The organism is Methanogenium organophilum (genome assembly GCF_026684035.1).
GTDB lineage: Archaea > Halobacteriota > Methanomicrobia > Methanomicrobiales > Methanomicrobiaceae > Methanogenium > Methanogenium organophilum.
Map to the genome: position 1 here is coordinate 1,410,829 of NZ_CP113361.1, position 25,352 is coordinate 1,436,180.

General features: G+C 50.9%; 24 protein-coding genes. 13 read left to right on the forward strand and 11 right to left on the reverse strand.

The window, feature by feature from the left end:
• Positions 1–137 precede the first annotated feature (137 nt).
• Both OU421_RS07035 and OU421_RS07040 read left to right on the forward strand, forming a co-directional pair.
• Positions 138–5,324: a PAS domain S-box protein gene (locus tag OU421_RS07035; protein WP_268185364.1), complete on the forward strand. Its 5,187-nt coding sequence runs from the start codon at positions 138–140 to the stop codon at positions 5,322–5,324.
• 60 nt (positions 5,325–5,384) lie between these two features.
• The gene (locus OU421_RS07040) at positions 5,385–5,789 is read left to right on the forward strand and encodes a pyridoxamine 5'-phosphate oxidase family protein (protein WP_268185365.1); all 405 of its coding nucleotides are present in this window, start codon (positions 5,385–5,387) and stop codon (positions 5,787–5,789) included.
• 165 nt (positions 5,790–5,954) lie between these two features.
• Here OU421_RS07040 and OU421_RS07045 read toward each other — a convergent pair whose 3' ends face one another.
• Complete coding sequence (locus OU421_RS07045; protein ID WP_268185366.1) at positions 5,955–6,260, reverse strand: hypothetical protein; 306 nt, start codon at positions 6,258–6,260, stop codon at positions 5,955–5,957.
• Positions 6,261–6,331: 71 nt separating this feature from the next.
• On the opposite strand from OU421_RS07045, the gene OU421_RS07050 reads away from it, so the two are divergent.
• On the forward strand, positions 6,332–6,934 hold the full coding sequence (locus tag OU421_RS07050) for a TetR/AcrR family transcriptional regulator (RefSeq protein ID WP_268185367.1): 603 nt from the start codon (positions 6,332–6,334) through the stop codon (positions 6,932–6,934).
• 716 nt (positions 6,935–7,650) lie between these two features.
• Here OU421_RS07050 and larE read toward each other — a convergent pair.
• On the reverse strand, positions 7,651–8,445 hold the full coding sequence (larE, locus tag OU421_RS07055) for an ATP-dependent sacrificial sulfur transferase LarE (protein ID WP_268185368.1): 795 nt from the start codon (positions 8,443–8,445) through the stop codon (positions 7,651–7,653).
• Between the two features lie 291 nt (positions 8,446–8,736).
• On the opposite strand from larE, the gene wtpA reads away from it, so the two are divergent.
• The 3 genes from wtpA to OU421_RS07070 are packed head-to-tail and all read left to right on the forward strand — an operon-like array spanning position 8,737 to position 11,743.
• Complete coding sequence (wtpA, locus tag OU421_RS07060; protein ID WP_268185369.1) at positions 8,737–9,816, forward strand: tungstate ABC transporter substrate-binding protein WtpA; 1,080 nt, start codon at positions 8,737–8,739, stop codon at positions 9,814–9,816.
• 39 nt (positions 9,817–9,855) lie between these two features.
• The gene (locus tag OU421_RS07065; protein WP_268185370.1) at positions 9,856–10,668 is read left to right on the forward strand and encodes an ABC transporter permease; all 813 of its coding nucleotides are present in this window, start codon (positions 9,856–9,858) and stop codon (positions 10,666–10,668) included.
• Positions 10,655–11,743 (forward strand): ABC transporter ATP-binding protein, encoded by a 1,089-nt coding sequence (locus tag OU421_RS07070; protein WP_268185371.1) that lies wholly within the window; start codon positions 10,655–10,657, stop codon positions 11,741–11,743. Before OU421_RS07065 ends, OU421_RS07070 begins: the two co-directional genes overlap by 14 nt.
• Positions 11,744–11,946: 203 nt before the next feature.
• On the opposite strand, the gene OU421_RS07075 is transcribed toward OU421_RS07070, so the two are convergent.
• Genes OU421_RS07075 through OU421_RS07090 form a run of 4 tightly spaced genes read right to left on the reverse strand, consistent with a single transcriptional unit; the run spans position 11,947 to position 13,972 of the window.
• On the reverse strand, positions 11,947–12,366 hold the full coding sequence (locus OU421_RS07075; RefSeq protein ID WP_268185372.1) for a putative zinc-binding protein: 420 nt from the start codon (positions 12,364–12,366) through the stop codon (positions 11,947–11,949).
• 8 nt (positions 12,367–12,374) lie between these two features.
• Positions 12,375–12,608 carry a thioredoxin family protein gene (locus OU421_RS07080; RefSeq protein ID WP_268187878.1) on the reverse strand — a complete coding sequence of 78 codons (234 nt, stop codon included), beginning with the start codon at positions 12,606–12,608 and terminating at the stop codon, positions 12,375–12,377.
• 9 nt (positions 12,609–12,617) lie between these two features.
• The gene (locus OU421_RS07085) at positions 12,618–12,878 is read right to left on the reverse strand and encodes a hypothetical protein (protein ID WP_268185373.1); all 261 of its coding nucleotides are present in this window, start codon (positions 12,876–12,878) and stop codon (positions 12,618–12,620) included.
• A gap of 23 nt (positions 12,879–12,901) precedes the next feature.
• Positions 12,902–13,972: a permease gene (locus tag OU421_RS07090; RefSeq protein WP_268185374.1), complete on the reverse strand. Its 1,071-nt coding sequence runs from the start codon at positions 13,970–13,972 to the stop codon at positions 12,902–12,904.
• A gap of 158 nt (positions 13,973–14,130) precedes the next feature.
• Here OU421_RS07090 and OU421_RS07095 point away from each other — a divergent pair, with 158 nt between their 5' ends.
• Both OU421_RS07095 and OU421_RS07100 read left to right on the forward strand, forming a co-directional pair.
• A complete protein-coding gene (locus OU421_RS07095) occupies positions 14,131–14,523 on the forward strand; it encodes an ArsR/SmtB family transcription factor (RefSeq protein ID WP_268185375.1) in 393 nt (130 codons plus the stop codon).
• Positions 14,516–14,884: a putative zinc-binding protein gene (locus OU421_RS07100; protein ID WP_268185376.1), complete on the forward strand. Its 369-nt coding sequence runs from the start codon at positions 14,516–14,518 to the stop codon at positions 14,882–14,884. The genes OU421_RS07095 and OU421_RS07100 overlap by 8 nt, the downstream gene beginning before the upstream one ends.
• A gap of 188 nt (positions 14,885–15,072) precedes the next feature.
• On the opposite strand, the gene OU421_RS07105 is transcribed toward OU421_RS07100, so the two are convergent.
• The 3 genes from OU421_RS07105 to OU421_RS07115 form a co-directional block, all read right to left on the reverse strand.
• Positions 15,073–15,711, reverse strand: coding sequence for a trimeric intracellular cation channel family protein (locus OU421_RS07105; protein ID WP_268185377.1), 639 nt, complete (start codon positions 15,709–15,711; stop codon positions 15,073–15,075).
• Positions 15,712–15,838: 127 nt separating this feature from the next.
• Positions 15,839–16,714, reverse strand: coding sequence for a CPBP family intramembrane glutamic endopeptidase (locus OU421_RS07110; protein WP_268185378.1), 876 nt, complete (start codon positions 16,712–16,714; stop codon positions 15,839–15,841).
• Positions 16,707–17,216: a hypothetical protein gene (locus OU421_RS07115; RefSeq protein WP_268185379.1), complete on the reverse strand. Its 510-nt coding sequence runs from the start codon at positions 17,214–17,216 to the stop codon at positions 16,707–16,709. Before OU421_RS07115 ends, OU421_RS07110 begins: the two co-directional genes overlap by 8 nt.
• A gap of 415 nt (positions 17,217–17,631) precedes the next feature.
• Here OU421_RS07115 and OU421_RS07120 point away from each other — a divergent pair, with 415 nt between their 5' ends.
• The 5 genes from OU421_RS07120 to OU421_RS07140 all read left to right on the forward strand — a co-directional run bounded on the left by OU421_RS07120 (position 17,632) and on the right by OU421_RS07140 (position 21,692).
• Positions 17,632–18,375: an SIMPL domain-containing protein gene (locus tag OU421_RS07120; RefSeq protein ID WP_268185380.1), complete on the forward strand. Its 744-nt coding sequence runs from the start codon at positions 17,632–17,634 to the stop codon at positions 18,373–18,375.
• 205 nt (positions 18,376–18,580) lie between these two features.
• Positions 18,581–19,384: a hypothetical protein gene (locus tag OU421_RS07125; RefSeq protein ID WP_268185381.1), complete on the forward strand. Its 804-nt coding sequence runs from the start codon at positions 18,581–18,583 to the stop codon at positions 19,382–19,384.
• Positions 19,385–19,564: 180 nt separating this feature from the next.
• Entirely contained in the window at positions 19,565–20,545 is a 981-nt protein-coding gene (locus OU421_RS07130; protein ID WP_268185382.1) for a hypothetical protein, read from the forward strand.
• 38 nt (positions 20,546–20,583) lie between these two features.
• Positions 20,584–21,441: a class I SAM-dependent methyltransferase gene (locus OU421_RS07135; protein ID WP_268185383.1), complete on the forward strand. Its 858-nt coding sequence runs from the start codon at positions 20,584–20,586 to the stop codon at positions 21,439–21,441.
• 53 nt (positions 21,442–21,494) lie between these two features.
• Positions 21,495–21,692 (forward strand): hypothetical protein, encoded by a 198-nt coding sequence (locus OU421_RS07140; protein ID WP_268185384.1) that lies wholly within the window; start codon positions 21,495–21,497, stop codon positions 21,690–21,692.
• Between the two features lie 89 nt (positions 21,693–21,781).
• Here OU421_RS07140 and OU421_RS07145 read toward each other — a convergent pair whose 3' ends face one another.
• Complete coding sequence (locus OU421_RS07145) at positions 21,782–23,134, reverse strand: TolB-like translocation protein (RefSeq protein ID WP_268185385.1); 1,353 nt, start codon at positions 23,132–23,134, stop codon at positions 21,782–21,784.
• Positions 23,131–25,137, reverse strand: a complete 2,007-nt coding sequence (locus tag OU421_RS07150) for a hypothetical protein (RefSeq protein WP_268185386.1) — start codon at positions 25,135–25,137, stop codon at positions 23,131–23,133. The genes OU421_RS07145 and OU421_RS07150 overlap by 4 nt, the downstream gene beginning before the upstream one ends.
• Positions 25,138–25,352 lie beyond the last annotated feature (215 nt).

A 25,352-nucleotide genomic window follows, 5' to 3' on the forward strand; every position in this document is an offset into this window, starting at 1 on the left:
GGAATCTGTTCAATCCAAAGAAATAACATATTCCTGATATAAATTACCAATTATTCGCTGTTTGCACCTGTACTCCGGGCCCTGTGCATACGAGGTGCCTGCTGTATGGCTGGTGAAACAGCCAGAGGAATTTCAATATGTTCGCCCGAGTACAGATTGCTGAAGATTCTCCTGTCTGGGATGTCCTCATTATTGTCAGTTCACTGGTAATTGGATTCATTATCCTGATGGCACTTTCTGCTGGGTATGAGTTCGTATTCCCTCATCTGCTGGATATTCCCATCATTCTCTATGCGTATCGCTATCCCCGTTATGGTGTATGGTTTGCGGGGCTTGTCTCCGCTCTGTATCTGATATCGTATGGGATTATTTTGTCCTCTTCTCTGGAAGTTATGTACCCTGCATTGGGACGGGTACTGATATTCCTCGTGATCGGGGCAACGGTCTCTTCTCTCTCCTACCGTCTGAGAAAAAGTGAAAATACGTACCGTAATCTCTTTGATAATCTCTCGTATGCTGCATATTCTTTAAATATTAACAAGGACGGTACTCCCGGGCGATTTATTGATGTCAATGAGATGATGTGTACAGCAGTCGGGTACACACGTGATGAATTGCTTGCAAAGAAGCCGGCAGATCTTGTCCCTGATGCCTATTTAAAGGAGTTTCGGGCATGGATTGAAGGGAGGGGCCTGTATGCGTATGGAGAATTTGAATCGTTTCATATTGCAAAAGACGGCAGGGAAATTCCGGTAGAGGTGAAACTTCATTTATTTGAACTGGAGGCAGGCCCGATTATTCTTGCAACGGCGAAAGATGTGACCGAACGATATCACCGTGACCGTATTTTGAAGGCACAGCGTGATGTGGCAGTTTCCCTCTCTCATGCAGGAAGTAGTGAAGAGGCGGTACGACTTGTCATTTCCTTTGCCCTTGAGATAAGCACCCTTGATGCAGGGGCATATTATTATGCGGAGGATGACGAATCCACCTTCAGCTCTCTTTACAGTACTGGATTTTCTGACAGGTTTAGACGTATTAATGGAAATATCCGGGCGCCATCGGAAGAAATTATGCCGCATGACGGGTGGAGGCCGGTGTATGGGTCTGCTGATGACCTTGTTCATGCAGGGATTATCAGCGGATCGGGAGAACATCAGAAGATGATCGGGGTTCTCCCCGTCCATGGCAGCAAAGGGACCCTGGGCCTCTTCCTTCTGTCATCATATGGAACCGGTGAGATTCCTGGTACCGAACGTCGCCTCATCGAAGGGCTGGTTGCACAGGTGGGTGCTGCCCTCGAACGGCTGAAGGTGGTTGATGCACTACGCAGGAACAGACAGAATCTCCGTTCTCTTGTGGATTCCCTTGATGCGTATCAGGCGCTGGCCGGCCCGGATGGGGCAATCATTACAGCAAACCGTTCATTTGCCGCCGCATCCGGGGTGGAACCTGAAACCCTTACCGGACAGAATATTATTGAGGCGACCGGAAGATCGGATGAATTTCAAACATATCTACGGAATACATTTGCTGATGTGTTAGAGAGCGGGCAGGCAGTGCGGTTTGAGGATGATAGTAAAGAACATGTTTATGACACCATCCTATATCCGGTGCTGGGTTCTGACGGCAGTGTCCGGGCGGTGGGGATGCTTTCCACTGATATCTCGCCCCTGAAAGAGGCAGAATGTGCGCTCTTAGAGGCAGAACGCCGTTACCGTCTGGTTATTGAAGCTCTAAACCTTGGTGTGTTTGAATTTATTTTCCCAGATTCTATCATGAAGGTCTCACCGGAATGGTATACAATGCTGGGGTATGATGCCAATACGACGGAAAATTCCTATGACTTCTGGATTTCGCACATTCACCCTGATGAGAAGGAATCAGTAGAGGAGGTACTTCAGGAGAGTATCAACTCTGAAGGTAATTACTACAATGAATACCGGATGCTGGCAGCTGATGGGACCTGGCGGTGGATCAAGAGCCATGGAAAGGTAATTAGCTGGCTGCCTGATGGACGGGCAGAACGGTTAATTGGTACGCATTCAGACATAACCCGTCGGAGACGTGCTGAAATAGCATTCGAGAGGACAAACCACCTCCTTCGGGATGCCCAGACGATCGCCCGTCTTGGGTATTTCGAATATGATGTAGAGAATGATCTCTTTTTACCGGATACTGGTCTCTACGAGATCCTGAATATTTTTGATGAGGAGCCGGTCTACACATTTCATGAATTCTGTAGTTTTATTCATCCGGATGAACGGGACCGGATTAAACTGTCGATGGCAAATGCTCTGTCCCAAAAAAGTAACTTCAGTGATATTTTTCGGATTATTTGTCGTGGAGGATTTGAAATCTGGGTTCGGGTATGGATTCAGCTTGATGTTGAGAGAGATGGAGATGGTTTTCCGATATTTGGAACGATGCAGGATATTACTGATGTACGGCAGACTGAGGAGGAGCTGATCCGCACACAGATTGCGGTGGAGACATCCCCGGATGAAGTGCTGTACATTGGCCCGGATGGCGAGGTGCTGTATGGTAACCAGCAGGCAGTGAATACCTATGGGAGAGAAGGTGTTATTACAGGGTTCATGATCGATGCTATCGATCCAGCGTATACAACTGGGGAGTGGCAGCGACACTGGGCGGATCTCAGGGAGAACCGATTCCTCGTCCATGAATCCCGCCACCGGAAGGCGGATGGTTCTTTTTTCTCTGTTGAAGTTGTGGAAAGCTATGTGAAGGTGGGAACTCGGGAATTTTCCTGTGTCTATTGCCGTGACATCAGCGAACGCCAGAGAGTGGAGAGTGCCATGCGTGAAAGTGAGCAGCGTTTCTCTCTTGCGGTTGCCGGTGCGGACCTTGGGATCTATGACTGGGATATTGCTTCGGATCGTATGGTCTTTGACGCCCGTTTCGGAAATATTCTGGGTTTTTCCCCGACCGAGATGGAGATCGATAAATTCAGTGATCTGATATCACTTGTTCATCCGTGTGACCGTGAAACATTCAGGAAGGTTCTTCAGGACTATTTTACCAATAAGGGTGCTCCCTTCTTCTCGGAACTCAGGATACTGCACACAAATGGTACCTGGAGATGGGTAAGAGCGCGGGGACTTATTGTCTCCGAGTATCCCGAAGGAAAACCCAGGCGTCTGGTTGGCACCATCATGGATATCACTGAACAGCATGAGGCAATGGATTCACTGGCGGAGCGGGAGGAACAACTGCGGGAGACCCAGGACATGGCACGTGTGGGTGGGTGGGTGTATAATATCATTGAAGACCGCTTAGAATCTGACCATAGCCTCCTACCACGCATTGGGTTTGATGCGGTGAGAATACCCCTGTCAATGGAAGAATATTTGCAGAATTTTGTGTACCAGGAAGACCGTGCGGAGGTGGAGGAGGCATATGAGCGACATCTGAAGGAGTATCTGCCGTTTGACTTGGTCTATCGGATCCTTCTCCCGGACAGGCAGGTGCGCTACGTTCACAGCCGGTGCCAGACGTTCTTTGACAACACAGGTGAGCCAATAAAAAGTGTGGGAGTAATACAGGATATCACCGAGATCAAGGAAGCGGAGAATGAACTGCTTGAACGTGAATGGAAAGTGAAAGAGGCACAACGTGTTACCCAGATTCGGTTTTGGGAATGTGATGGTTCAACGGTTTCATTTCCACGGATGGGCGAGAAAACCCCACCCGGAATGCTTTCGTTTCTGGAACGTGAGGGGCTCCGGATACACCCCGATGAATATGAATTTCTCGGAGTGAAATTCCATGAATCAGTAGAGAATCAAAGTGAGTTTTCAGAAGAGTTCCGGGCGGTTCTGGAAGAAAACGGAGAAATACTCACTCTCTATTGCCGGGGCAGCCATTACTACCACACTGACGGTACCTACATCCGGTCTCTTGGGACTATTATGGACATTACTGAGCGTATACACACCATAAATGCCCTTCGGGAGAGTGAGAAGAAGTTTCGGCTGGTTGCGGAGAATCCCACCATTGGTACCTATATTATTCAGGACCACAAATTTGTGTACGTCAATGATACGTGTGTCCGTCTCTTCGGTTACCCGCTTGAAATGATAATTGGGATGTATGGGGGAACGATAATTGCACCTGAAATGCGTAGTACTATGCATGATCTGTACGAGCAGTGCATTGCGGGGGAGATACATGAGGTACATCTTGAAACGCAGGGATTGACACAGACAGGGGTTCAGTTTCCTTTTGAGGTATTTGGTTCCGTCGGTGAATATGGTGGTCGTCCTGCACTCATCGGCAACATTATCGACATCACTGAGCGGAAGGCATATGAGGAGATGCTCACCATCACCCGGCTTACTGTAGAGCAGGCAACCATTGGTATCGCCTGGATCAATCGTACCGGAGAATTCATATATATTAATAAACGGGGGGTTGAGCTCCTACGTCTGCCGGCGGAAACAATCCTCGGTATGAATGTCTGGGAAATTCATCCGTATCTCAACGCCTTACGGTGGAGGAAATTCTGGGATGGCCTCCGCTCCGGTGGGAATCGGCGGTTTGAAACAATTCAGGGACGGGGAGATGGGACGTCCTTCCCTGCCAATATTATGGTTGATTATGTAAATCTCAGCGAGATGGAGTTTGCCTGTATCTTTATGACTGATATATCCCGGCGAAGGGAGGCAGAGAATGCGCTTCACCAGTCACTTGCGGAGAAGACAACCCTCCTGCAGGAGGTGCATCATCGGGTCAAAAACAATCTGGCGCTCATCTCATCGATGATCCAGATGCAGATGCGGACTCTGGATGATGAACATGCAGTCGCTTCACTGACTGAGACGGCAAATCGCATCATCTCTATGGCGATGGTTCATGAGAGTATCTATCGGTCACGAAATATTACCACCATCGATGCCCATGAGCACCTGACAGCGCTGGTGAACGAGATCGTCCCGAACTTCTCTGTGGGAAAGGAAATTGAGGTGGAGGTTTTCGCCCACGGTTGTGCTCTTGACCTGAATTCAGGGATTCTTTTTTCCCTTATTGTCAACGAACTCATCACAAATTCCATTAAATATGCATTTGAAGGGCGTGATGAAGGAAAGATTGTCATTGTAATGGAGTGCAGTGACGACAGGAAGGTGCTCCGTTTCAGCGATGATGGTGTGGGAATACCTGAAGATGTTGATCCCTTCCGGCAGCCGTCTTTGGGAATGAATATCGTCCACAGTGTGGTTACTGACCAGCTGGGCGGGACGATTGAGCTTGTACGTGGCGAGGGTACCACCTGGGTGCTGACATTTCCGGTTAAAAAAAGATGAAAGGAATGGTCCCGCATATTTTTTCTTTCTCAGCCGCAAATACTCAGTTGGAGTAATATAATGGTACAACTGACTGAAGACCTGATTGAAGCGTTCAATGCACTGAGAATTATCCCCCTTGCAACCGCAGATAAAAACGGTGTCCCGAATGTCGCACCGATGGGCGCAAAGACACTTGCAGACCCGGAGACGATTCTTGTGATGGACAACTTCATGCAGAAGACGGTCGCAAACATCCGGGAGAATCCAAAGGCCGCCATCTATGTCTGGGGAGAGGGTGTGAAAGGCTGTTTCCAGGTTCACGGCGATGTTACGTATGTGAATGAGGGAGAACAATTTGAGACCTTCCGAAAAGAAACTCTTGAACGAATGCCGAATGTTCCTGCAAAGGGGATGCTCGTCATCAAAATAACCGATGTATATACCTGCACTGCAGGGCCCGGCGCTGGCGATAAGCTCATCTGAGACTGGCACCTGAACAAACATTCAACCTTTTTTTCCCAGCTATCCGTATCCCGTGCGAACGTGTGTGACCCCCACCTGATTCCATCCGAAGGTCTATCTGAATTGTGCCCGGTATTTTTTTCCGGACACAGGGTTGTGTGTATGGGAAAAGAGGAGATGCGCGGTTCAGATCTCCGCATGAATCCGGTGCAGTATTTCAACGAGCAGCTTCACGTCATGGGGTGGTTCATACCCGGCTTCATCCCAGAGTGGAGCGGTTTCGAGGATCTGGCCGTATGTATTCATCAGGCGCTCTGCTGTATCACCTGCATACTCACGGATGATCTCTGTTGTCAGACGGACCGCAGCCAGCTCATCGGGTTCATCACAGGGAACGCTTTCAGACGTATAGGCCGCTCTGCGAAATCGTTCCGGGTTGGTGATATGGTATCCGGATTTCTGTGCATCATCAGAAAATGACATTTGTGTCATTATATTGACATTGGCGTCAACACTATATATTTATTGCTGACGTGCGTGTCATTTATTTGTGTGGAGAGCATATGTGTTCATATACTATGCCACGTGTTGTTCCGGGATACAAAGAGGATGTGCGCCGCCGCATTGTGAAAGCCGCACTTGAAGAGGTCAATGAGTGTGGCCTGCATGCGCTCCGGATGGAGGATGTGGCAGCCCGTGTTGGTATCTCCCGTGCCACACTTTATAATTATTTCAGTGACAAAGAAGCCCTTCTCAATGCAATTCTGGAAGAGATGAAAGAGGAAGGAAAGGCAATTTTTGAAGATACCTTTCAGGATAAATCTTTCCGGGATATTCTCTCTTTGATGTTTGAACTGATGGTAATCTCGGCAATGAATCTGCCTTCGGTTGAAGCCGAGCTCTTCAGCATCGCATCCCGCACACCGGACATCCAGCAGTCAATGCAGATGATCTTTGAGGAGGGAGTGAGGAAGCTTTCCGAACGCATTCAAGAAGGGCAGCAGAACGGAGAAATTTCATCCGGCGATGACCCCCGCTGTCTCGCTGAGATTGTGATGTACACCCTTGGTGGGCTGAAGAATGCAGTATTCTTTGGTACGGATTGTGCTGTCCTGAAGAAGCGGTGGAGTGCTATGACAGACATGCTCTTTTTTGTGAAGAAGTAACAGGCGACTGAAACTGGTGTGGGGAGCGGTGTTCCCCCGGTTACTTCCCCTGATGAATGCTTCTTTTCTTTATTTATCTGAAATCAGATCGTGAACTCATATTGATGGTGGGCCTGACAGATACTTCTTTTTCATCTTTGATACCCCTCCGTTCATAATGTGCGGGATTGCCTGCCTGAATGCGACTGATAATATGCAGATTTGGAAGAACCGGAATGAATTGTAAAAAATAGTGGATGGACGCCCCGAACATATTTAAGGGGGGGGTGGAACTGAATGGAAAATCGTGTGATTCATCATGTGTGATTGCAAAACAGCGATGTTCTGTTCCATCGCATGCCGTGTGGAGTTTCATACATGACCTTTTAGGCAGGGGTACGTTCTGTATGGTGTGTGGTTTTGAGGTACAGAACGTATCCCGGTCATTATCCTCAGGCAGGATAATGCTGCTTTGGTTATGTGTGCCATTCTCTGTTGTCTGTATGTCGGGGGATTGGTGGCCAGTAAAGTTTCCCCGAAATGATTTGGATTGGTGTTCATGGGTCCGGGATGCCACCCGATGATGACGTTATTGTCATCAATATGACATTTGTGTCATCTGCATATATTGTTTATTGACTTTCGTGTCAACTATGGGTGTTCCTATTAGCTGTCAGATGTTGTGATAAACAGGTTCCAGGAGAAATGCCTGAATAATCTACAATATGAAGCCAGTTTCAGTCCATGCTACCGCTTTTAAATCCGTCCATATCCAGTGCCACGTGTCGGAATCCCAGCGTATGAAATGCCTTCGCGATGATTTCGTGAAGTACAAAAATGCGTTCCATGGATTCGGGGTCGGTTTCGATGCGTGCCACATCCCCGTGGACGCGGACCCGCACCTGTTGTGCCCCGGCGGCACGGATAACCTCTTCTGCCCGTGCGATACGGGCGAGAAGCTGCGGGTCCAGACATTCATTATAGGGAATTCGTGTTGCAAGGCAGGACGCAGATGGTTTCGCATACTCCGGAATCGAGTGCATCTTTGCGATGATTCGGATATCATCCTTGGTAATGCCCGCTTCAACAAAGGGGTGGGTGATGCCTGCGGCAAGGCCTGTCTGGTAACCGGGGCGGTATCCGGTGATGTCATCGGCGTTTGTCCCGTCCGCGATTGCCGCAAACCCATGTTCATCCGCCACCTCGTGAAGAATTCGGGCACTTTCCTGTTTGCATATGGCACATCGATTCTTTGAGTTCATCCTGAATTCGGGATTCTTCAGGATATCTGACTCCCTGACAAAGAGTCGCAGCTCTTCTCGGGCGGCGATGGCACGAGCTGCCTCTTCCTCACGTGGGGGGAGAAGCGGACTTGTTATCAGACAGCAGGCGGAGTCATTTCCCAGTACATCGCGTGCGACAATGGCAAGCACCAGGCTGTCAATGCCGCCTGAGTAGGATACCAGCAGCGATCTTTTGTCCCTGATCACCGCCCTCAGGTGTGTGTAGCGTTCCCGTCTTCGTTCTGTCATAATTGCCTCCTCCTCTTGGGGGTCTCCGGATAATATGATACTCTTTGGTCCGGCCTCCGGTAAAACCTGTTGCAGGTACCTCAGTTTAAGAAGGGCATTCAAATAGTAAGATTGGCTATCTCTCGTAAAAAATATTCGAAATTTTTCATTTGAATTGATGTTTTAGCGATATTATGTTAATGTTCCTTGGTTATGTGGATTAAGTTTATTAAACTGATTAAGTTTACATTTTTGGGTTTTTTTTTGAAATAAGTATAAAGGTTTAAAAATTCAGAAAATAACCTATCTCTGATGAAAAAGAATCTGGTAATTCTCATGGCAGTTGCAGTGGTGTGTGCGACTGTGTTCATCTGTGGCTGTACAGGAAGTAGCGATACGCCTACAGCCGAACAGACACCTGTTTCGACAGCTGAACCGACCGCAGCAGCGGAAGAGAAAATCACACTCGAGGTCTACCATGCGGGCAGCCTGACCGCCCCAATGGAGGACATGGAGAAGGCATTTGAGGCAGAACACTCTAATGTGGATGTCCAGCTCCACCCGGCAGGTAGTACCAAACTCGCAAAGGAGATCACCGAGCTTGATGCAGTCGCTGATGTGTATGCATCTGCGGATTACTCACTGATCCCGAACATGATGATCCCTGATTATGCATCATGGTATGTGACCTTTGCAAAGAACCGCATGGTGCTCTGCTACACGGACAAGAGCAACTTTGCTGATGAAGTCACCGCAGACAACTGGTATGAGATCCTCGCACGTGAGGGTGTTACCTGGGGCTTTTCCGATCCGAACCTTGACCCGTGCGGATACCGGTCTCTCATGGTGATCACGCTCGCTGAGATGGAGTACAACGATGATATGATCTTTGACAACCTTGTCGGTGAGTATACCTCAATTTATCCGACCGTTGCAGATGGTGTTGTCACCGTCCATGCAAATGAAACTGCACCGACCTACCCGGTCACGATTACGCCCAAGAGTGTGGAGTTAATCGCCGGCCTTGAGTCAGGAAACCTTGACTATGCATGGGAATACCGCAGTGTCGCTGAGCAGAACGCTGAGTCTGGTGTGAAATACATCGAACTCCCTGAGTCAATCGATCTTTCTGCAATTGCCTACAAGGATACCTATGCAAAAGTCCTGATTGATACCGAGGGCGGTATGATGAAGGGCAAACCGATTGTCTACGGTGTCACGGTCCCGAAGACGGCAGACAATCCTGAAACTGGTGTTGAGTTTGTCTCCATGCTCATCGGCCCAACCGGCCAGCAGATCATGGAAGATGCAGGACAGCCTCCCATCAACCCTCCGGTCGGGTTTGTTGACATACCCGCAGCACTGGAGAGCCTCGTTGAGATGAGCGCCTGAATCTCTCAAAATTCTCTTTTTTTTATTCGGAGCAGATGAATGCAGAGATCACGAAAGATTCCTGACTCCTGTATCCTGTCATTTGCCCTGATTGGCAGTTTGATTGTGATCCTGACGGTTCTGGGACTTCTCACAATAACCATCGGGCAGGTGACCGATCTGCCGTACTTCGTATCCGTTGCAACGGAATCAAAGGTCGTGGATGCTATCCTCCTGACGATGGTGGCAGGTCTGAACGCTGTTCTTTTACTCCTCATCTTTGGCATCCCCCTCGCCTATATTCTGGCACGGACAGATTTCCGGGGAAAAGGGCTGGTGGAGAGCATCGTTGATATCCCGGTGATGCTGCCGCATACCATCGCAGGTATCATGGTCTATATCCTCTTTATGCGCCGCGGTATCATTGGTGCGCCACTCTCACAGATTGGCATCATCTTTGAGGGAGCATATCCGGGAATCGTTGCGGCGATGTTCTTTGTCTCATCCCCGTATTTTGTGAACGCAGTGCGTGACGGATTTGAAAAAGTCCCGTTGCATCTGGAAAACGCTGCCCGTACCCTCGGGGCATCCCGTTTTCAGGCATTCCGTCTGGTTGTTCTGCCGCTTTCACTGCGTCATATCTTTAGTGGCAGCATTCTTGCATGGGGACGGGGTATCGGTGAATTTGCGGCAATTATTATGATCGCCTACTACCCGATGGTCATATCAACGCTCATCTACTACAAGTTCACGACCGCAGGTCTCAGGGAAAGTACCGCAGTGGCATTTGCGATGATTCTGGTCTGTCTGGTGGTCTTTGCCATTCTGCGCATACTGATGAAGAAGGTGGGAATATACGATGATAGAGTTTGAAAATGTCTCGGTGGAGCTGGGGGATTTCCGGCTGAATGACCTGAGTCTCAGGGTTGAAAAAGGAGATTATTACTTTGTCATTGGCCCGTCTGGTGCGGGAAAGACCATTATCCTTGAGGCGATAGCGGGTCTTCACCACCCGGATTCCGGGCGCGTGCTCATCGACGGCAAGGATGTGAGCGGGATTCCGCCGGAGAAGAGAAATATTGCACTGGTCTATCAGGACTACTCGCTCTTTCCCCACATGTCAGTCTGTGACAATATCGCATTTGGGCTGAAGCTGCAGAAACTGTCAAAAGCAGAGATTGAGACGCGCGTGAGTGCTGTTCTCAACCGGTTTGGGATTGGCCATCTCAAAGACCGTGCTCCCTATACCATGAGCGGGGGAGAACAGCAGCGGGTGGCGCTCGCACGGGCTCTTGTGACAGACCCTGATGTCCTGCTCCTTGATGAACCGCTCTCTGCGATGGATCAGGTGAACCGGGACAAGTTTGTTGCAGACCTACGGGCCATCCATCGGGAAAGCGGGCTTACGATTGTGCATGTCACTCATTCCCGCGAGGAGGCACTTTCTCTTGCCACCCGTGTAGCAGTTATCATTGACGGTACACTGGAGCAGGAGGGAGGTCGTGATGAGGTATTCAGAAAGCCCCCGAACCGGAAGGTCGGCAGGTTCGTGGGGATCGAGAATGTCTTTGGGGGTACCGTGGCAGGCAGCGGTGCCGGAGGTTCGGTCATAACGGTTGAGGGGTGCAGTATCCGGACAGGTGATGTCGTGCCGGAAGATGCTTCTGTCTGTGTCTTTATCCGCGCAGCCGATGTCTCCGTGCGGCGTGCCGGGATGAAAGCAGATGACGAATACAACTGTTTTCCGGCAATAATTGAGGAGGTCACTCCACGGGAATCGTTTTTCCTGTTGCGGGTTTCCTTCGGAATCACTCTCTTTGCGCTCGCAACCGAGCAGGAGATCAAAGAGAAGGGTATTGTGCCGGGCGGAGCGGTGTCTGTTTCGTTTCTTCCTGAAGCGGTGCATGTTACGCTGGAAGAGGGGTGCTCTTCTCTTTCTCCTGAATAGTCCCTCTGGCTGGTTTTATCGGGAAAGAATCATTCCTCATCTTGTATGATTGGTTTCTCTTTTGACCCTCATTTTTTCAGAACTGGTTGATATCGGGCAAGATACATTAAGCCGCTCCATCTTTTAGACGACCTCCCTCTTTTGGGGAGGAGTGTCCGGCGCACTCGGGCGGGAAAGAGAGGGGATTTCAGTAAAATAAATGATTATTCCTCGCGTCCCTCTCCTTCCCAGACGGCGGATACCACGGTTTCAATATCGTCGTCCGTGTATTCGCGTGACCCTTTCTTCTCAATACCCAGTTCCGTCACAACTATGCTCTGTTCCGCACAGATTCCCAATGAATCTGCAATTTTTCCTGCACACCGGGCCGCGCATCCGTCAAGGATGAGCACTTCATCTGCATCTTTTGCAGCCCTGACAATTCCTTCTGCACCTGTGGCAAGAAGAGCAATACATGCTGCTTTACCGTAACCCTCTTCTGTGAGCTGAATTGCGGCGCAGTTGGTGAGTTGTCCGGTGTTTGCCACACCCGCACAGGGGAAGATCAGCCGCTGTACGATTCCTTCTGTGGGCCCTCCCTCACCGCATGAGCTCCCGCAGGAGCAGACCGGTTGTTCTGCCATATCTCCGTTCACTCCAGAAGATAACCGGAAATTTCCTTCACGTCTGCCACACGGCCGGAAACAATGAGTTCACCATTGATTATCAGCCCTGGTGTGAGCATCACACCACGGTCCATGATCTCGTTTATATCCTCTATTTTGATGATCTCTGCCTCAGTTTTTGTTTCTTCCACTGCTTTTTCAACATTTTTCAGGAGGCGTTTGCATTTCATGCATCCGGTTCCCAACACTTCAATTGTTATCATTTTTCTTCATCTCCGTTTCAGTTCATTCTGATATTCTGCAAATACTGCATCCGCATAGGCCTCTTCGGCAGGTTTTGGCACATAGTTGTAGATTTTCACCTGCCGCAGAAGTTCGCTGCGGATGATTGTGTCCGGTGACAGATCTGCACCTGCCACATCTTCAAAGATCTGTTCCAGCATGGAGAGGCCGACAACAGTGTCCCCGACAGATATCTGTCGGATCCTTCGCATTGCTTCGGCCTCACAGCACGGTTTTCCTCTGTTCATTGTCTCTCCCCTCTCTCACTCCCTTATCCAAAGAATGTTCCGTAGACAAGTCCTGCCGCCGTTGAAAAGATAATGACCAGTGCAACATAAGCCGCCGTCTTCTTAGCACCCATAATCCGCGTGAGGACGAGAATGGATGGCAGACTGATCGTTGGGCCTGCAAGGAGCAGGGCAAGTGCCGGTCCCCCGGCCATCAGCCCCTGGGTGTAGCCGAATGTTCCGCCGATGATGGGCACTTCGAGGAGAGTTGGCATGTAGAGTATGGCACCTATGACTGCGCCTAAAAAGACCGAACCGATGGAATTTGTTCCAAAGAACGGCTGGAACGTCTCAGGAGGCAGGAAAAAGGCGATCACTCCGACAACGAATGTTCCTCCAATGAGGATGGGGAAGATCTTCTTTACGAGATCCCAGACTTCATACCCCCATTCCGTTACTTCATCGCGTTCATAGAAGTAGATCAGGAGTATGGCAATCGCGAGTGTCAGGAGGTAGACAACTGCGAGGCGCAGCACGATGTCCAGCGGCGAGGCACCGATGACGAGGACGAGGACCATCATCACAAAGAATGCCGGGTTCACCCAGCGGGGGCGTTCTTCTCCTCCGGTCGTCATCCCCGCCACCTGTGCTGCGGCGCTCCGGGCTCCCTTGTCGTGCTCTTTGAAGAGGGTTGCCATAATAAGACCAATGGCGATGGCCATCACAACGGCAAAGACTGCACGTGCGATGCCTATATCCACCCCCAGCACGGTTGCGGTGTAGATGATTGCAAGGATGTTGATCGCGGGGCCGGCATAGAGGAAGGCGATTGCAGGCCCGATACCACTACCTTTCTTCATAATTCCTGCAAACATCGGGAGGATCGTACAGGAACAGACTGCAAGCACAATGCCTGATATCGATGCGATGCCGTATGACACCGATTTCTTTGCGTCAGGACTAAAATACTTCAGTATGGCATCTTTTTTAACAAATGCAGCAATTGCACCTGCAATGAAAAATGCCGGTACCAGGCAGGTTACCGTGTGTGCGGCAAGATACTCGATGACGGCGTCCAGTCCGGAGATGAGTGCTCCGGTGATAATATCTGTCATGGTTTGTCACTACTTGTTCAACTTTTGTTGAACTAATCTGGGCGATGATAATATATAAAAGTAATTCAAAAATTCTTGAACAATGAGGTCGCGGGTGAATGAGCGGGATAACCACCAAGTTATCGGTCCGCCGACTGATGTATTCTGTTGGAAATACCATGAAAAAATCATGCTGTAGTGAAATACCGGCTGAGGCACTTGAGACGATTGGCGGACAGGGGGGTCTCGAAGGTCTCATTGCAGCCCTTCCGGACGATGCGGCGATTGCACGGGTACGGGAACTTCATCATGCCTGTGCAGATATCTACCGGATAAAAATCCTTGAAATGCTGCGGATTCAGCCGCTGTGTGCCTGCATTATCCGAGAAGCGCTGGGAATAAGCAAGTCAAAACTCTCGTATCACCTGAAGATCCTCCAGGAAGCGGGGATGATCACCGGGACTGCGAAAGGGACATGGATCGTTTATGGACTGACGCAGTACGGTGAATTCTGCTCTTCCATGAATGCGAAGGTTGTTGAAGGTCCGGTGATTGGTGGTCTGGATGACTGATGATGAGAGCCCGGTTGTGCTTGTCACCTGTTCAGGTATTTCAAATACCGGCAAGTGCACAACCCGTGCGGCGGTGCAGCTGCGCCAGCGCAATCCCGATCTAATTGATTATCACATTGCGGCATCAGGGGAAGGGTCGATGGCGGTGCTGGAAGGGCTGGACCCTGGTTCCCTGCGGGTAATTGTCATTGACGGATGTGAAGATTTCTGCGGAAGAAAAAAAGCAGAACAGTGCGGCCTTGTGCCTGCCGGTCATGTGGTGGCAACTGACTGTGGGGTAGTAAAATCCGGTATGGATGAACCGAAATTTGCCGATATAGAGGCGCTTTGCCGTGCCGTTAAAACAAAGATGCACCGCTAAGATGTGCTCTCCGCGGTGTATTGGGTATATCGGGGTTTTGCCGGGTCAGATGGCGCAATCCGGTGACATTAGGATCGGGGAAGAGTGCAGTACAAATTGAATTCTGACGCAATGCCTCCTGTTTCCCAATGGCGGGAGGTGAGTGCAGCGGGCCGGGTGTGGTTTCCTCTCCCTTCTTTTTATTCCCTTTATTCTGCCCGTTTCCCGGGCCGCATCCGCAGCCACTTTGGAAACTGAAGTCCCCGTTCTATGGCAATGGCCCGGAATCCCACAATAAAGCAGATGGCCACGATCGGCCATTGTGCAGCATAATTGGGGGCGATATCAAGCAGGAGTACGTAGATGATTCCTCCAATGAGGACGGGGGTAACAAAGAGCTCCTCTGAGGCAATAACCATCGGTGGCCGGCCGGTGAGAAGGTCCCGGAGAATACCACCCGTGCAGGCGGTGACAAATCCCATGATCACCGCAACTTCACCCGTGTGGCCGAGCGCCAGTGTCTTGTTGATGGCAGCGACCGAGAAGAAGGCGACACCGATGGCATCCGCATAGATAAGCACCTTCCAGAGTTTTTTCCGGAAGAGCGGTGCGAAGATGAATGCCACAAGGGATGCAAGAATGGCAAGCCAGACAACCGAGAAGTCTCCGACCCAGAAGACCGGGATATTGAGGATGATATCACGGACCGTCCCTCCGCCGATAGCGGTCACTACACCGAGTACGAGAACAGTGAGGATGTTTGCATCCTGCCGGGTGCCCGCGATGACACCGGAGATGGCAAAGGCGGCGACACCTACGACGATGATGATGACGGTTGGATCGATCATTTGGATACGAGAGATGGGATGTATGAGATATTAAGACGTGTGCGGACCGGCTGTCCGGATATTCCTCAAGGATGCCTGACCGGGTGGAAAAGAAACTTCAGGAGGTAAAGAAATCTCCTGTTATTCTTCAGAGATCATTATCGGGATAGAGTACCCAGACCCCTCTCCCTTCTGTCAGCTTCAGATGGACGATGGCGGCAATGCCCGCGACAAGCCATGGGACAACGAAGAGAGTGTATCGTGTCAGCGGAGCTGCCTCAAATACCGGGAGGTAGATGAGAGGGCCTGCTATACTGTTGATAGACGCGTGGGCGAGCACTGCCGGCCAGAAGCTCCCGGCACGAAGTGTTAGCCATGCAAACACGCCGGATGTGCCGAGGGTGAAGAGGGGCATAAATACCAGACTGCCGATGAGTGGATAGCCGGGAAAGTTATACCCGCCGTAGATGATGGGAGCATGCCATATGCCCCAGAACAGTCCAAGGATCACGAGGCCTGCCACAACACCGTAGTGTGCAATCAGCCGGTTCTGTATCACACCTCGCCACCCGAGCTCCTCGCCAAAGGTGGCAATCGAGGTGATGGCGATCCCAACAACCGATGTGATGATGATCTGGGCAAGGAAGGCGGTAACTGAGATCTGCTGCCCGTCCCCGTTAGGGAGGGTGACTAACCCCGTTGCGCTGTCATAAAGCGTCTGTGTCATAACGCCTGTCGCAACAGCAGACCCGATCACAAGAATGGTGATCATAATCGGGACAAGAACGGCCGCCAGCAGGTAGCGTTTTTTGCCCACCGCAGTGAGGATTGGTCTTGCGCTTTGTCCTGTTCGGCGGAGGTACACAAATCCTGCGATGGCGGGGAAGAACATCAGGAAGGCGGCCATCAAAGTGAAATACGGACCGGTGATCCCGCCCATGAGAATGATGATCCCTTCCCATACGAATGAGATCAGGAGAAGCCCTCCCATCAGTATGAGAAGATTTCGGAGTTTATCATCCATTCCGGGCACCCCCAACATCGGTGAGGCGCTCCAGCATATCGGTGATTATTCCATCGATTTCCTTCATATCGTCATACATCCCCTGCAGGATGGCAATTCTCTCCTCCAGTTCCTCCGGCATATCTTCCGTCTGATAGCGTTCAATAATTGTTGGAATTTCCTTCATCACCACCCGTGTCTGTGTATGGCGAAGCTGTTCCAGCTGGCGCATGAAGGTTGCAACGAGATCCTTTTGTGCATAGAGATAGATCTTTCGCGTCCCGGGCCGTGTCCGTTTCACTATGCGCTGCGTCCGTTCGAGCATCTGGCATTTGTTGCTGACAGAGGCGAGCGAATACCCCGCCTCCTCCGCGAGATCAGCCATTGCCATCTCCCCCGGCTCGATGAACAGGCGTGCCATAAGCCATGAGGAAAGAGCGTCATGTTCAGTTGCCCCCGCAATCCCTGTCTGGAACATCCGTATAAACTCATCCTCAAGTGCCATTATTGACGGTTGTTTCATATTTACACCATATTTACTATTTATTAAAAATGGTGTGATTTATCCGTATAATAGTTTCGCCCATCTTTGTTTGATGTCAGTGGTGGGCACAGTTTGCCTCTGATTTTCTGAACAGAAAAAAATAATCGGGTAATATCTCCTATCGGTGTATAGGAGGGGTGAATGGTTTTACCTCCCCGGGCATTTCATCATATGCATGCTGACAGATGTCATGCCGGAAAATCAATGACGCAAACAGGATCTCCATAACGGGACCCTGGGTACCAGTGTTTTATTGTCATTCCTGCCGTGATGATAGGGATTTTGCAGCAGATGTTCACCTTTGACATGCAGCCAACATCGTTCCGTGAGTGTATGTGCGAACAATTTCGAAGTCAAAGGCAGGATTATATTCAAATCCTGCTTATTAGTGGATATGAAAGATATGGCAACGAAACTGAAATGGTTCGGTATCACTCTGCTTGTGGTATGCTGCCTCGTACTCCCGGCGGCTGCTGCAGACAGCGTGGACGTCCCGACGATCACGGTCTCCGGCACCGGCTCGGTTACGACGACCCCTGATGAGGTCATCATCTCCGTCGGCGTCGAGACGACCCATACCGATCCGATCACGGCCCAGCAGGAAAATGCACAGAAGACCGGTGCTGTCATCGATGCCCTGAAGGGGCTTGGCATTGCATCAGAGGATATTAAGACCTCGGGGTATTACATGTATTCCCGCACGCCCGATGATGACAGCATCTTCTCCGGCAGCAAGGAAGTGTATGTGGTCACGAACACGGTGACCATCACGTATAATGATGTCAGCCGTGCGGGTGAGATCATCGATACGGCGGTGATGAGTGGCGCAAACAATGTAAACTCCGTCCGGTTTACCATCAGTGACGAGAAGGCGCAGTCCCTGCGTGCAAAGGCACTCATAGCAGCGGTTGCACAGGCTAAAAGCGACGCTAACACCCTCGCAGGCGCCCTTGGCGTGACCATCACCGGCGTGCAGGATGCTACCACCTACGGCAGTTCGACCCCGATGGTCTATGCAAACGATCTCGCGAGCGGAGCGATGATGGAGAAGGCCGTAGCATCCGTCCCGACACCCATCGAGGCGGGCACCCTCGATGTCACGGCCACCGTGAACATCGTGTATGCGATCCAGAACTGATGGAACAAACCCCGGCATCCTCTCCCTCCTTCTTTTTCTGCGGCAGGGTGCCTTTGTAGTCGCGAAACCGGCCTGCATCCGGAACACTTTGTCAGCAATATTAGCTTATTCCCATTTCTGAATTTTCCGAAGATAACAGCCCTGCGCTGTTTTTTCAGTTTCATCCTTCGATAGGAAGATATGTACAAAGAACAATTGATTCGCAATGAATCCCAGACATCCCGGATATTTTTCACTGAAAGATTTTGATGTCTTCTGTCATCTGCCGGAGCCAAACGAATATGAAAAACGGTTTCTTGCAGAGCAGTCTGAGCAGTTCTTGGATGAAAAAATCAAACCACTATACACGGTTATGCGGGATGAACTGGGTTTTTCCACGTCCCGAATCGGATATGATAACCGGGACTTCAGCTATGTACACCTTGCATTCTTTGACACACCACAAGAAGAGAAGGATACATTCCTGAACATCTTCATCGGCAAGCGAAATGTACAGATTCTGACCAATACCGAATACCCGTCAAGCATCGGGGCGTTCTACCACAATCTGGAGGAGAATCCGGAAGAGTTCGATGCGCTTGTTGCTGCCCTTCCGGAGGACCGGCGTTTCTCATCCCGCCTGTATACGAAGATCCCCCTCGGGCCGGTCGGATGGGATGAATATTACTTCCAGCTGGTTGTGAAGTTCAGCCAGAGACAAACGTCTGCTGCCTCTATTATGAAACGCATCGACGGGGTACGGACCGGGTTTGATAAGGCGATGCGCAAAGGGCTGACCACGATGGAAATCGATCCACGGTACGGCGAGGAAGCGACCGCCTATTACAAATCGTTTTACCAGGGCAGGAATGCGAAGAAGACACCGGAGCCTGATGCCTTCATGACACTCCGGTTTGAGTATCTGATTCCTCTCTCTGATATGCTGAACCGCAGCAGGGATGAAATTGCCGCTGAGTGGCTCCGGTGTGCAGCGCAGCTCAGGCCGTTTATTACGTTTGGGAACCAGTAGATAGCTAATTCTGCAACCAATATTGCCATTTTTTCCATAGTTGTTTTCAAGGTCAACAATCATCGCTTGAAATGCCCAAACCAGAAAATACATCCAGAAATAAGCGTCAATACGGTATTAATTCCAGTAACGCTGGATAATGGATACACTAATTCACTGATTGGCGAATAGTATATCACCATGGATACCGATGAAGGGGGAATGGCAGATCCGGTAGCGCTAGGATGTATTGTCTCCGCGGTTGTCATCATCGCAGTCCTCATCATCACTCACGCACTCGTCAGGACGGACGGAGGGAACTTCCTCAATATCATCCGTGCGGACTACTGGGTGCCGAGTCTCTCGCTCTTCCAGTTCCTCGTCTGGACGATTGTTATCTCCTTTTCGTATGTCTGGATCTCAGCCATTCGCATTTTCGATGGTCTCATCTTTGCAACCGAGATCCCGGCAAATCTTTACCTGCTGCTCGGCATCAGCGTGGCCGTACCCCTGATTAGTGTCGGCTACACAAAATCGGCATACAAACCCGAGACCCCCGCAAAACCGCCGGAGAAGCTTCCGCCATTTGGGATGATGCTGAAGCACAAGGGAAAGATTGCCCTGAACCGGTTCCAGATGTTTCTCTGGACCATCATCAGCGTTTTCCTCTATCTCTCGGTCGTCGTGGGGACGGTGACCGGTGTTGATGCCGCCGCCCTCTCCCTTCCGGATATCGATCCGACGCTTCTCTACCTGATGGGCCTCTCCCAGACAGGCTACCTCGGCGGACGGCTGGTGGGCGAGGAGAAACCGCCCGCGAAGAAGAAACCGGAGGCAAAAGCCGCACCCGTTCCTTCGGTGGCATCGGTGGCCCCTCCCGAGCCGGAAACCGCAGTGGAGGAGCAGCCGGGCCGTCCCCGGAGGAGGATGCCGGAGAGTGTCCGTCGCTTTCTCGTGGATGACCAGGGTCACTCGCGTGTCGAGCAGGAAAGGCTGGAGATTGCCATCGACAAAGCAGAGATCAAGGGGTTCTCCCGTTTTTACCTCGTCGGCGACGACTTTTATTATCTCATCGACCGGGGACAAATACGCGGTGCGGGAAAGGGGTCACAGGTCGATATCATGCGTCACATCAGCGATGCAAAAGATGAGATCGGTGAGGCGGAGGTGCTGCAGGTATAACAGGCGAGAATGTGGAGGCGTCCTCCCTATTTACGGGCATGACGGAAGAGGAGTTGGTATTGGGAGATGTAGGAGCGACATCGCTTATCACCCTGTACTGCCATGCCATCGAGACCCGATCTGAAAATCCCATTCTCTCCGACCCGAAATCCGTTGAAATCACGTCGGTGCTCAGTCCCGTCCTGGCCCGTTCCAGGGATCCGCTGGGGCGACGGCTTGCTGAAGGTATCCTTGATCCGCTGCTGGTGGTGCATATCGCTCTCCGGGCCAGGCGATACGACCGGTATGTACGCGATTTCCTGAACCGGTTCCCGGAGGGCGTGGTGGTGGATATCGGATGCGGACTGAATGCCCGGTTTCTGCGCACGGACAACGGGATGGTGCACTTCTATGATCTAGACCTGCCGGACGTCATCACCCTGAAGAAACGGTTTTTTCAGGAAACGGAGCGATATCACATGATTGCATCCTCTGTTCTTGATGACGTCTGGATGTCTGTTGTATCCGTTCGTCCGGGTCCGTTTCTTTTTCTTGCAGAAGGGGTGTTCATGTATCTCGAAGAGGAGGCGGTACGGTCTATGGTGCTTCGCCTCCGGGAACGGTTTCCGGACTGCGAACTGATCTGTGAGGTCGTGAATGCGCTCTGGGTCACACGACCCCTGAACCGGCTGGTGACATATAAGATGCAGCGGCGCCTCCGTCTCGGGAAGGATGCGGTCTTTCGCTTTGGCATCCGGCGCAGCGATGAAATGGAGACATGGCACCCGGGGATTCGGTTTCTTGATGAGTGGTCGTATTATGATTCCGGTGAGAAGATACCCGGCTGGCTGAAGTTCTTTGGCCGGCTTCGGCTGTTTCGCTACACCCAGTGGACGGTGCACTATCTGCTGGAGTGAGTGGAAGGGTTGTCCCTCGCAGTCACAGAACGTGAATTTGGTGGGAGAGGTGCATGTCTGATAATCTGCCGTGGTTTCCGGCAGATGTGATGATGGCCGGGAGATACATACGGGTTGTTCTGCCGATTGTATACAATATTTTTCATAGTCGACCCGTATCTGGTGACACCTTCATGTGGCCTACGCACGTAGTTTTTGCCGGCTGTGGAGAATCACATGATTTAGCTAATCTTTCTGCACAAAGAAAATGAGGTATGTAATTATCTGCGAAGGCAGGACCTATATGAGACGTGGTCAGTTAGGACATTATGAGAGTTATCTGTACGAGTCGGTCCGAGCCTTATTTCTCTGGCCCACTATATTCATACCATATAATGGAGTATTGAACCTCTTCTCGAACTGATTCGCCGGATATTGCACAATACCATCTACCGGGAACGATTCCTGAGCGAGAAGTTAAAGAGATTCTCACCCTGGCATCCATTATTTCATCATCACTATCAGTGAAACGGAAAAGCGTGCCTCCAGGGCAGATTAGTGTGCATGAGAGCGATTCGTTTATGTCCTCCCATGAAAAATCCAGGCAAATCTGTGTTGTGCCGGTGGAAACATCCAGTACATACCATGAACATTCTCCCTCCCGCATCCAACCACTTTGTTCTCCTCTTGTCGTCGAGATATCTGCGGGGCATGATGCAACCTGCAGATCTCCATGTGGCCGGGATAAAATGGGTTGGTACAGGATCGAGGAGAGTTCAGACTGGTCGTCTTCAACCCATACGATACCTTCATCCAGAATGGCTGGTTTCATAGAGGCGTGCCACTTTCCAATCCGCGTTGTTTTCGTCTCCAGGAGGTCACTGCAGATAATCCGCCCGTCTTCAGACCAGGCGACGATGTTATCGCTGATGATTGCACCGGAACGACATGCGGGCTCGGCCGTGAGGATTGACACGCCCTCTTCGTTTGATGCGAGATGAATCAACCCCCCATCCTCCCATACAACCCTCCCTCCGTCAATGCGGGGGCAAACCGCTGCTGACGTGGTGTCGAGGACAAACTGCCTCCCCGACACCAGGTCTCGCGAGACGATTGAATACACATCCGGGTCGTTTTTTTCAACCCAGATTACCGTGTTTCCTTCAATGTCGGGGGAGAAACAATCGGTGTTTCCAGTGGAAATGCCATAGGACTTGCCATCTTTTGTATTATACATCCAGACTCTGCGTTCACCTTCAAATCCCTCTTCCCAGACAATGCGGTATTCACTCACACGTGGATTGTGCTGGAGGCCGTTTGTGTGGAGCGCTGAAACCGTTCCTGCAGAAAAATTGTAGAAGATAATATCTGTTGTGGATCCTCGTTCCTCCTCCCAGACTGCGAGATCGCCGTCGATATCCGGGGAGCGGGCATTGGTCGCACGGGAGCGGATGAGTGTCTTTGTCTGTGCTGTGGTGTTATATGAATAAACTGCGCAGGGAACCCCCGGGTAATACCCGGGGTCAGGAAAAGGGGGTGGTGGGGTACTTTCGATCCATAGAATGCGTTCTCCCCCGGCCGCTGGAGCGGATATGATATCATATGGGTGTGCTATCTGGAACGGTCCGTCTTCTCCAAAGGATATTGCTGTTGTGATTCCTGGTATGATGGCAGAGGCAACTACAAGGATTGCAAAGATTCTTGCAGTCTTCACTTGCCCCCCCTCTTCTGGAATACCACCGCTGCTACGATGCCGGCAGCCATCACCCCAAATCCGATCATCGAGGCAGGGAGTGCGCCCGCTTCGTTCTCTGCTGTTGTTTCACCGGTGAATGTGGTGAGCCAGAGACTGCTGACACCTCGTATTTCATCAATATTGGTGGAGATTAGATGATTGTTGTTGAGATCCATTTCAACGCCGGATAGCGCAAATGTTCCGATAATTGTATCACTTTTTATGTCATACACCATGACCTGGCTGGAAGAGTCCGTATAACGTTCTGACCAGAAAATGCATCCACCGTCGGACTGCGGAGCTGAGCGGTGGGGCGTTTCCGGGAGAGAAAGAGTTGTTGTCTCCATACCGGGAAGTGCCGTCGCCACGATCTCTACCTTGTATGGTCCGGATGTTTCGGGATCTTTATAGTACAGCGGAGCTACCACCATTCCTCCGCCCACAGAGGGTTGTGCATATGATGCGCCGTCAGGAGGAGAGAGGGTGAACTGGCTGCGGTCGGTCAGCGAGTAGATGGTGATGGTATCGTTATATCCTCCACACTCGGTTCGCCATGCAACATACCCATCGCCGATTGCCGGTTCGATCTGGTGACCGGGTTGTTTGCAGAGAACCTGCTGTGTCCTGTTCGCGATGGAATAGAGAAAAATAGTCTTTTTCACATTATGTTTGTCATCGGATTTCAAGGGTGAGAAATCCAGCCCCGAAAACGCGATCAGGTCCCCGTCCATTGCGATCTGGTTTATAGTGCAATCATCAACAGGAAGATCCTCGATATATCCCGTCGAGATGGTATAGAGCCCAATACCTCTTGGTACGGTTGGCTCACCAGTATGTAATTTCTCCCAGGCGATATGGTCTCCCGAGATGTCCATCGTAAAGGTGAGGTAACGGGCGCTTTCGACGATCGTGCGCGTGGTCCCGGTCGGGATGTGGTACAGGAAGATGTTCGTTTCTTCATCTTCTGTTTTCTCGGCCCAGGTGAAGTAATCGCCGTCAATGGCTGAACACCATATCATCGCGTTGTCGGTTGTATAGATGAGTTCGTCAGTTGTGGCAATCGTTCCATAATCCGTGGTATCGGCGGGAAACAGCTCCGGTTCGGTCGGCTGGCTGGACACCACCTCCGGTTCATCCCGGAGCGTCTCCACGGTGATCGCAGGAGTTGGCGGCAGGGTAAACCGGTTGTCACAGAGAATAAACGTAGTAGTGGCGGTGTGGATGCCGGAAGCAAGGGTGAGAACATATGTTTCGCTATCAAGCCTCCCTGTGTCAACATCGACATACCAGTAGTTTTGGGACCCACCCTTCACGACCTCGATGGTTCCTGACTCTGCCACTTCATCTCCCTCATGGGGATTGGCAGAGACCAGGTAGATGTCGTAGGACATCTCGCTGCCCGGTGGCATGTTGGTTGACCCCGCGAACCGCAGGAGGTCTCCCGGGTGGCCGGTGGGTGTTTGATCAATCCTTATCCACGGTTCTTCCACGATAAACACCATCTTCATTGCTGCATCGTCGATCTCGGGGCGGTTCAGAGCTTCGGAGAGCGCCATTGCGGTGTCGGAATACATTGTCTCAGGATCATCGAGAGCAAAAAGGGGCATGTCCTGGTAGTTCACCATTGTATGATCGCCATCAGTAGCGGTATCAAGGGCAAATTTTCCGTCGGGGCCGGTATCCTCAATGATAAGGAAATACTGGCCGCTTGGAAGCCCGGACGTTGTTTCCGGTGGGAATAATTCTTCCGTAAATGTGCCGTCTGTTGTGGTGATGATCCGGCGTTCTTCATAGTTCTTGCCGATGATCCACACTGCGACCTCGCCCGGATTGTCCGTCTGGCCGGAGATTGAGAGGGGCAGCCCTTTTGGGAGAATTGGTGGGATTACTTGCGCTGTAAGTGCGGCAGCAGGAGTCACGGCCACGCATAGGATCAGGATGGCAGCTGCGAAGCATATTATATTGAGGTGTTTTTTCTTCATTTTCATCACATTCCATCAACCTTCCGGCAATTTCAGCTTTTCAGGTCTTGTTGATAGGTATTTCTCATTGGGATATACCCTTTCTGTGAGAATCACCAACTCTCTGGTGGGTAAAATGGTGCCTGCTGTGATGAATGTGGAATAGTTCAAAGAGAGATGATTGTCACATATTGTTTATATTGTTCACCGTTCATACCCTCTGTCGGGAGGTGTTG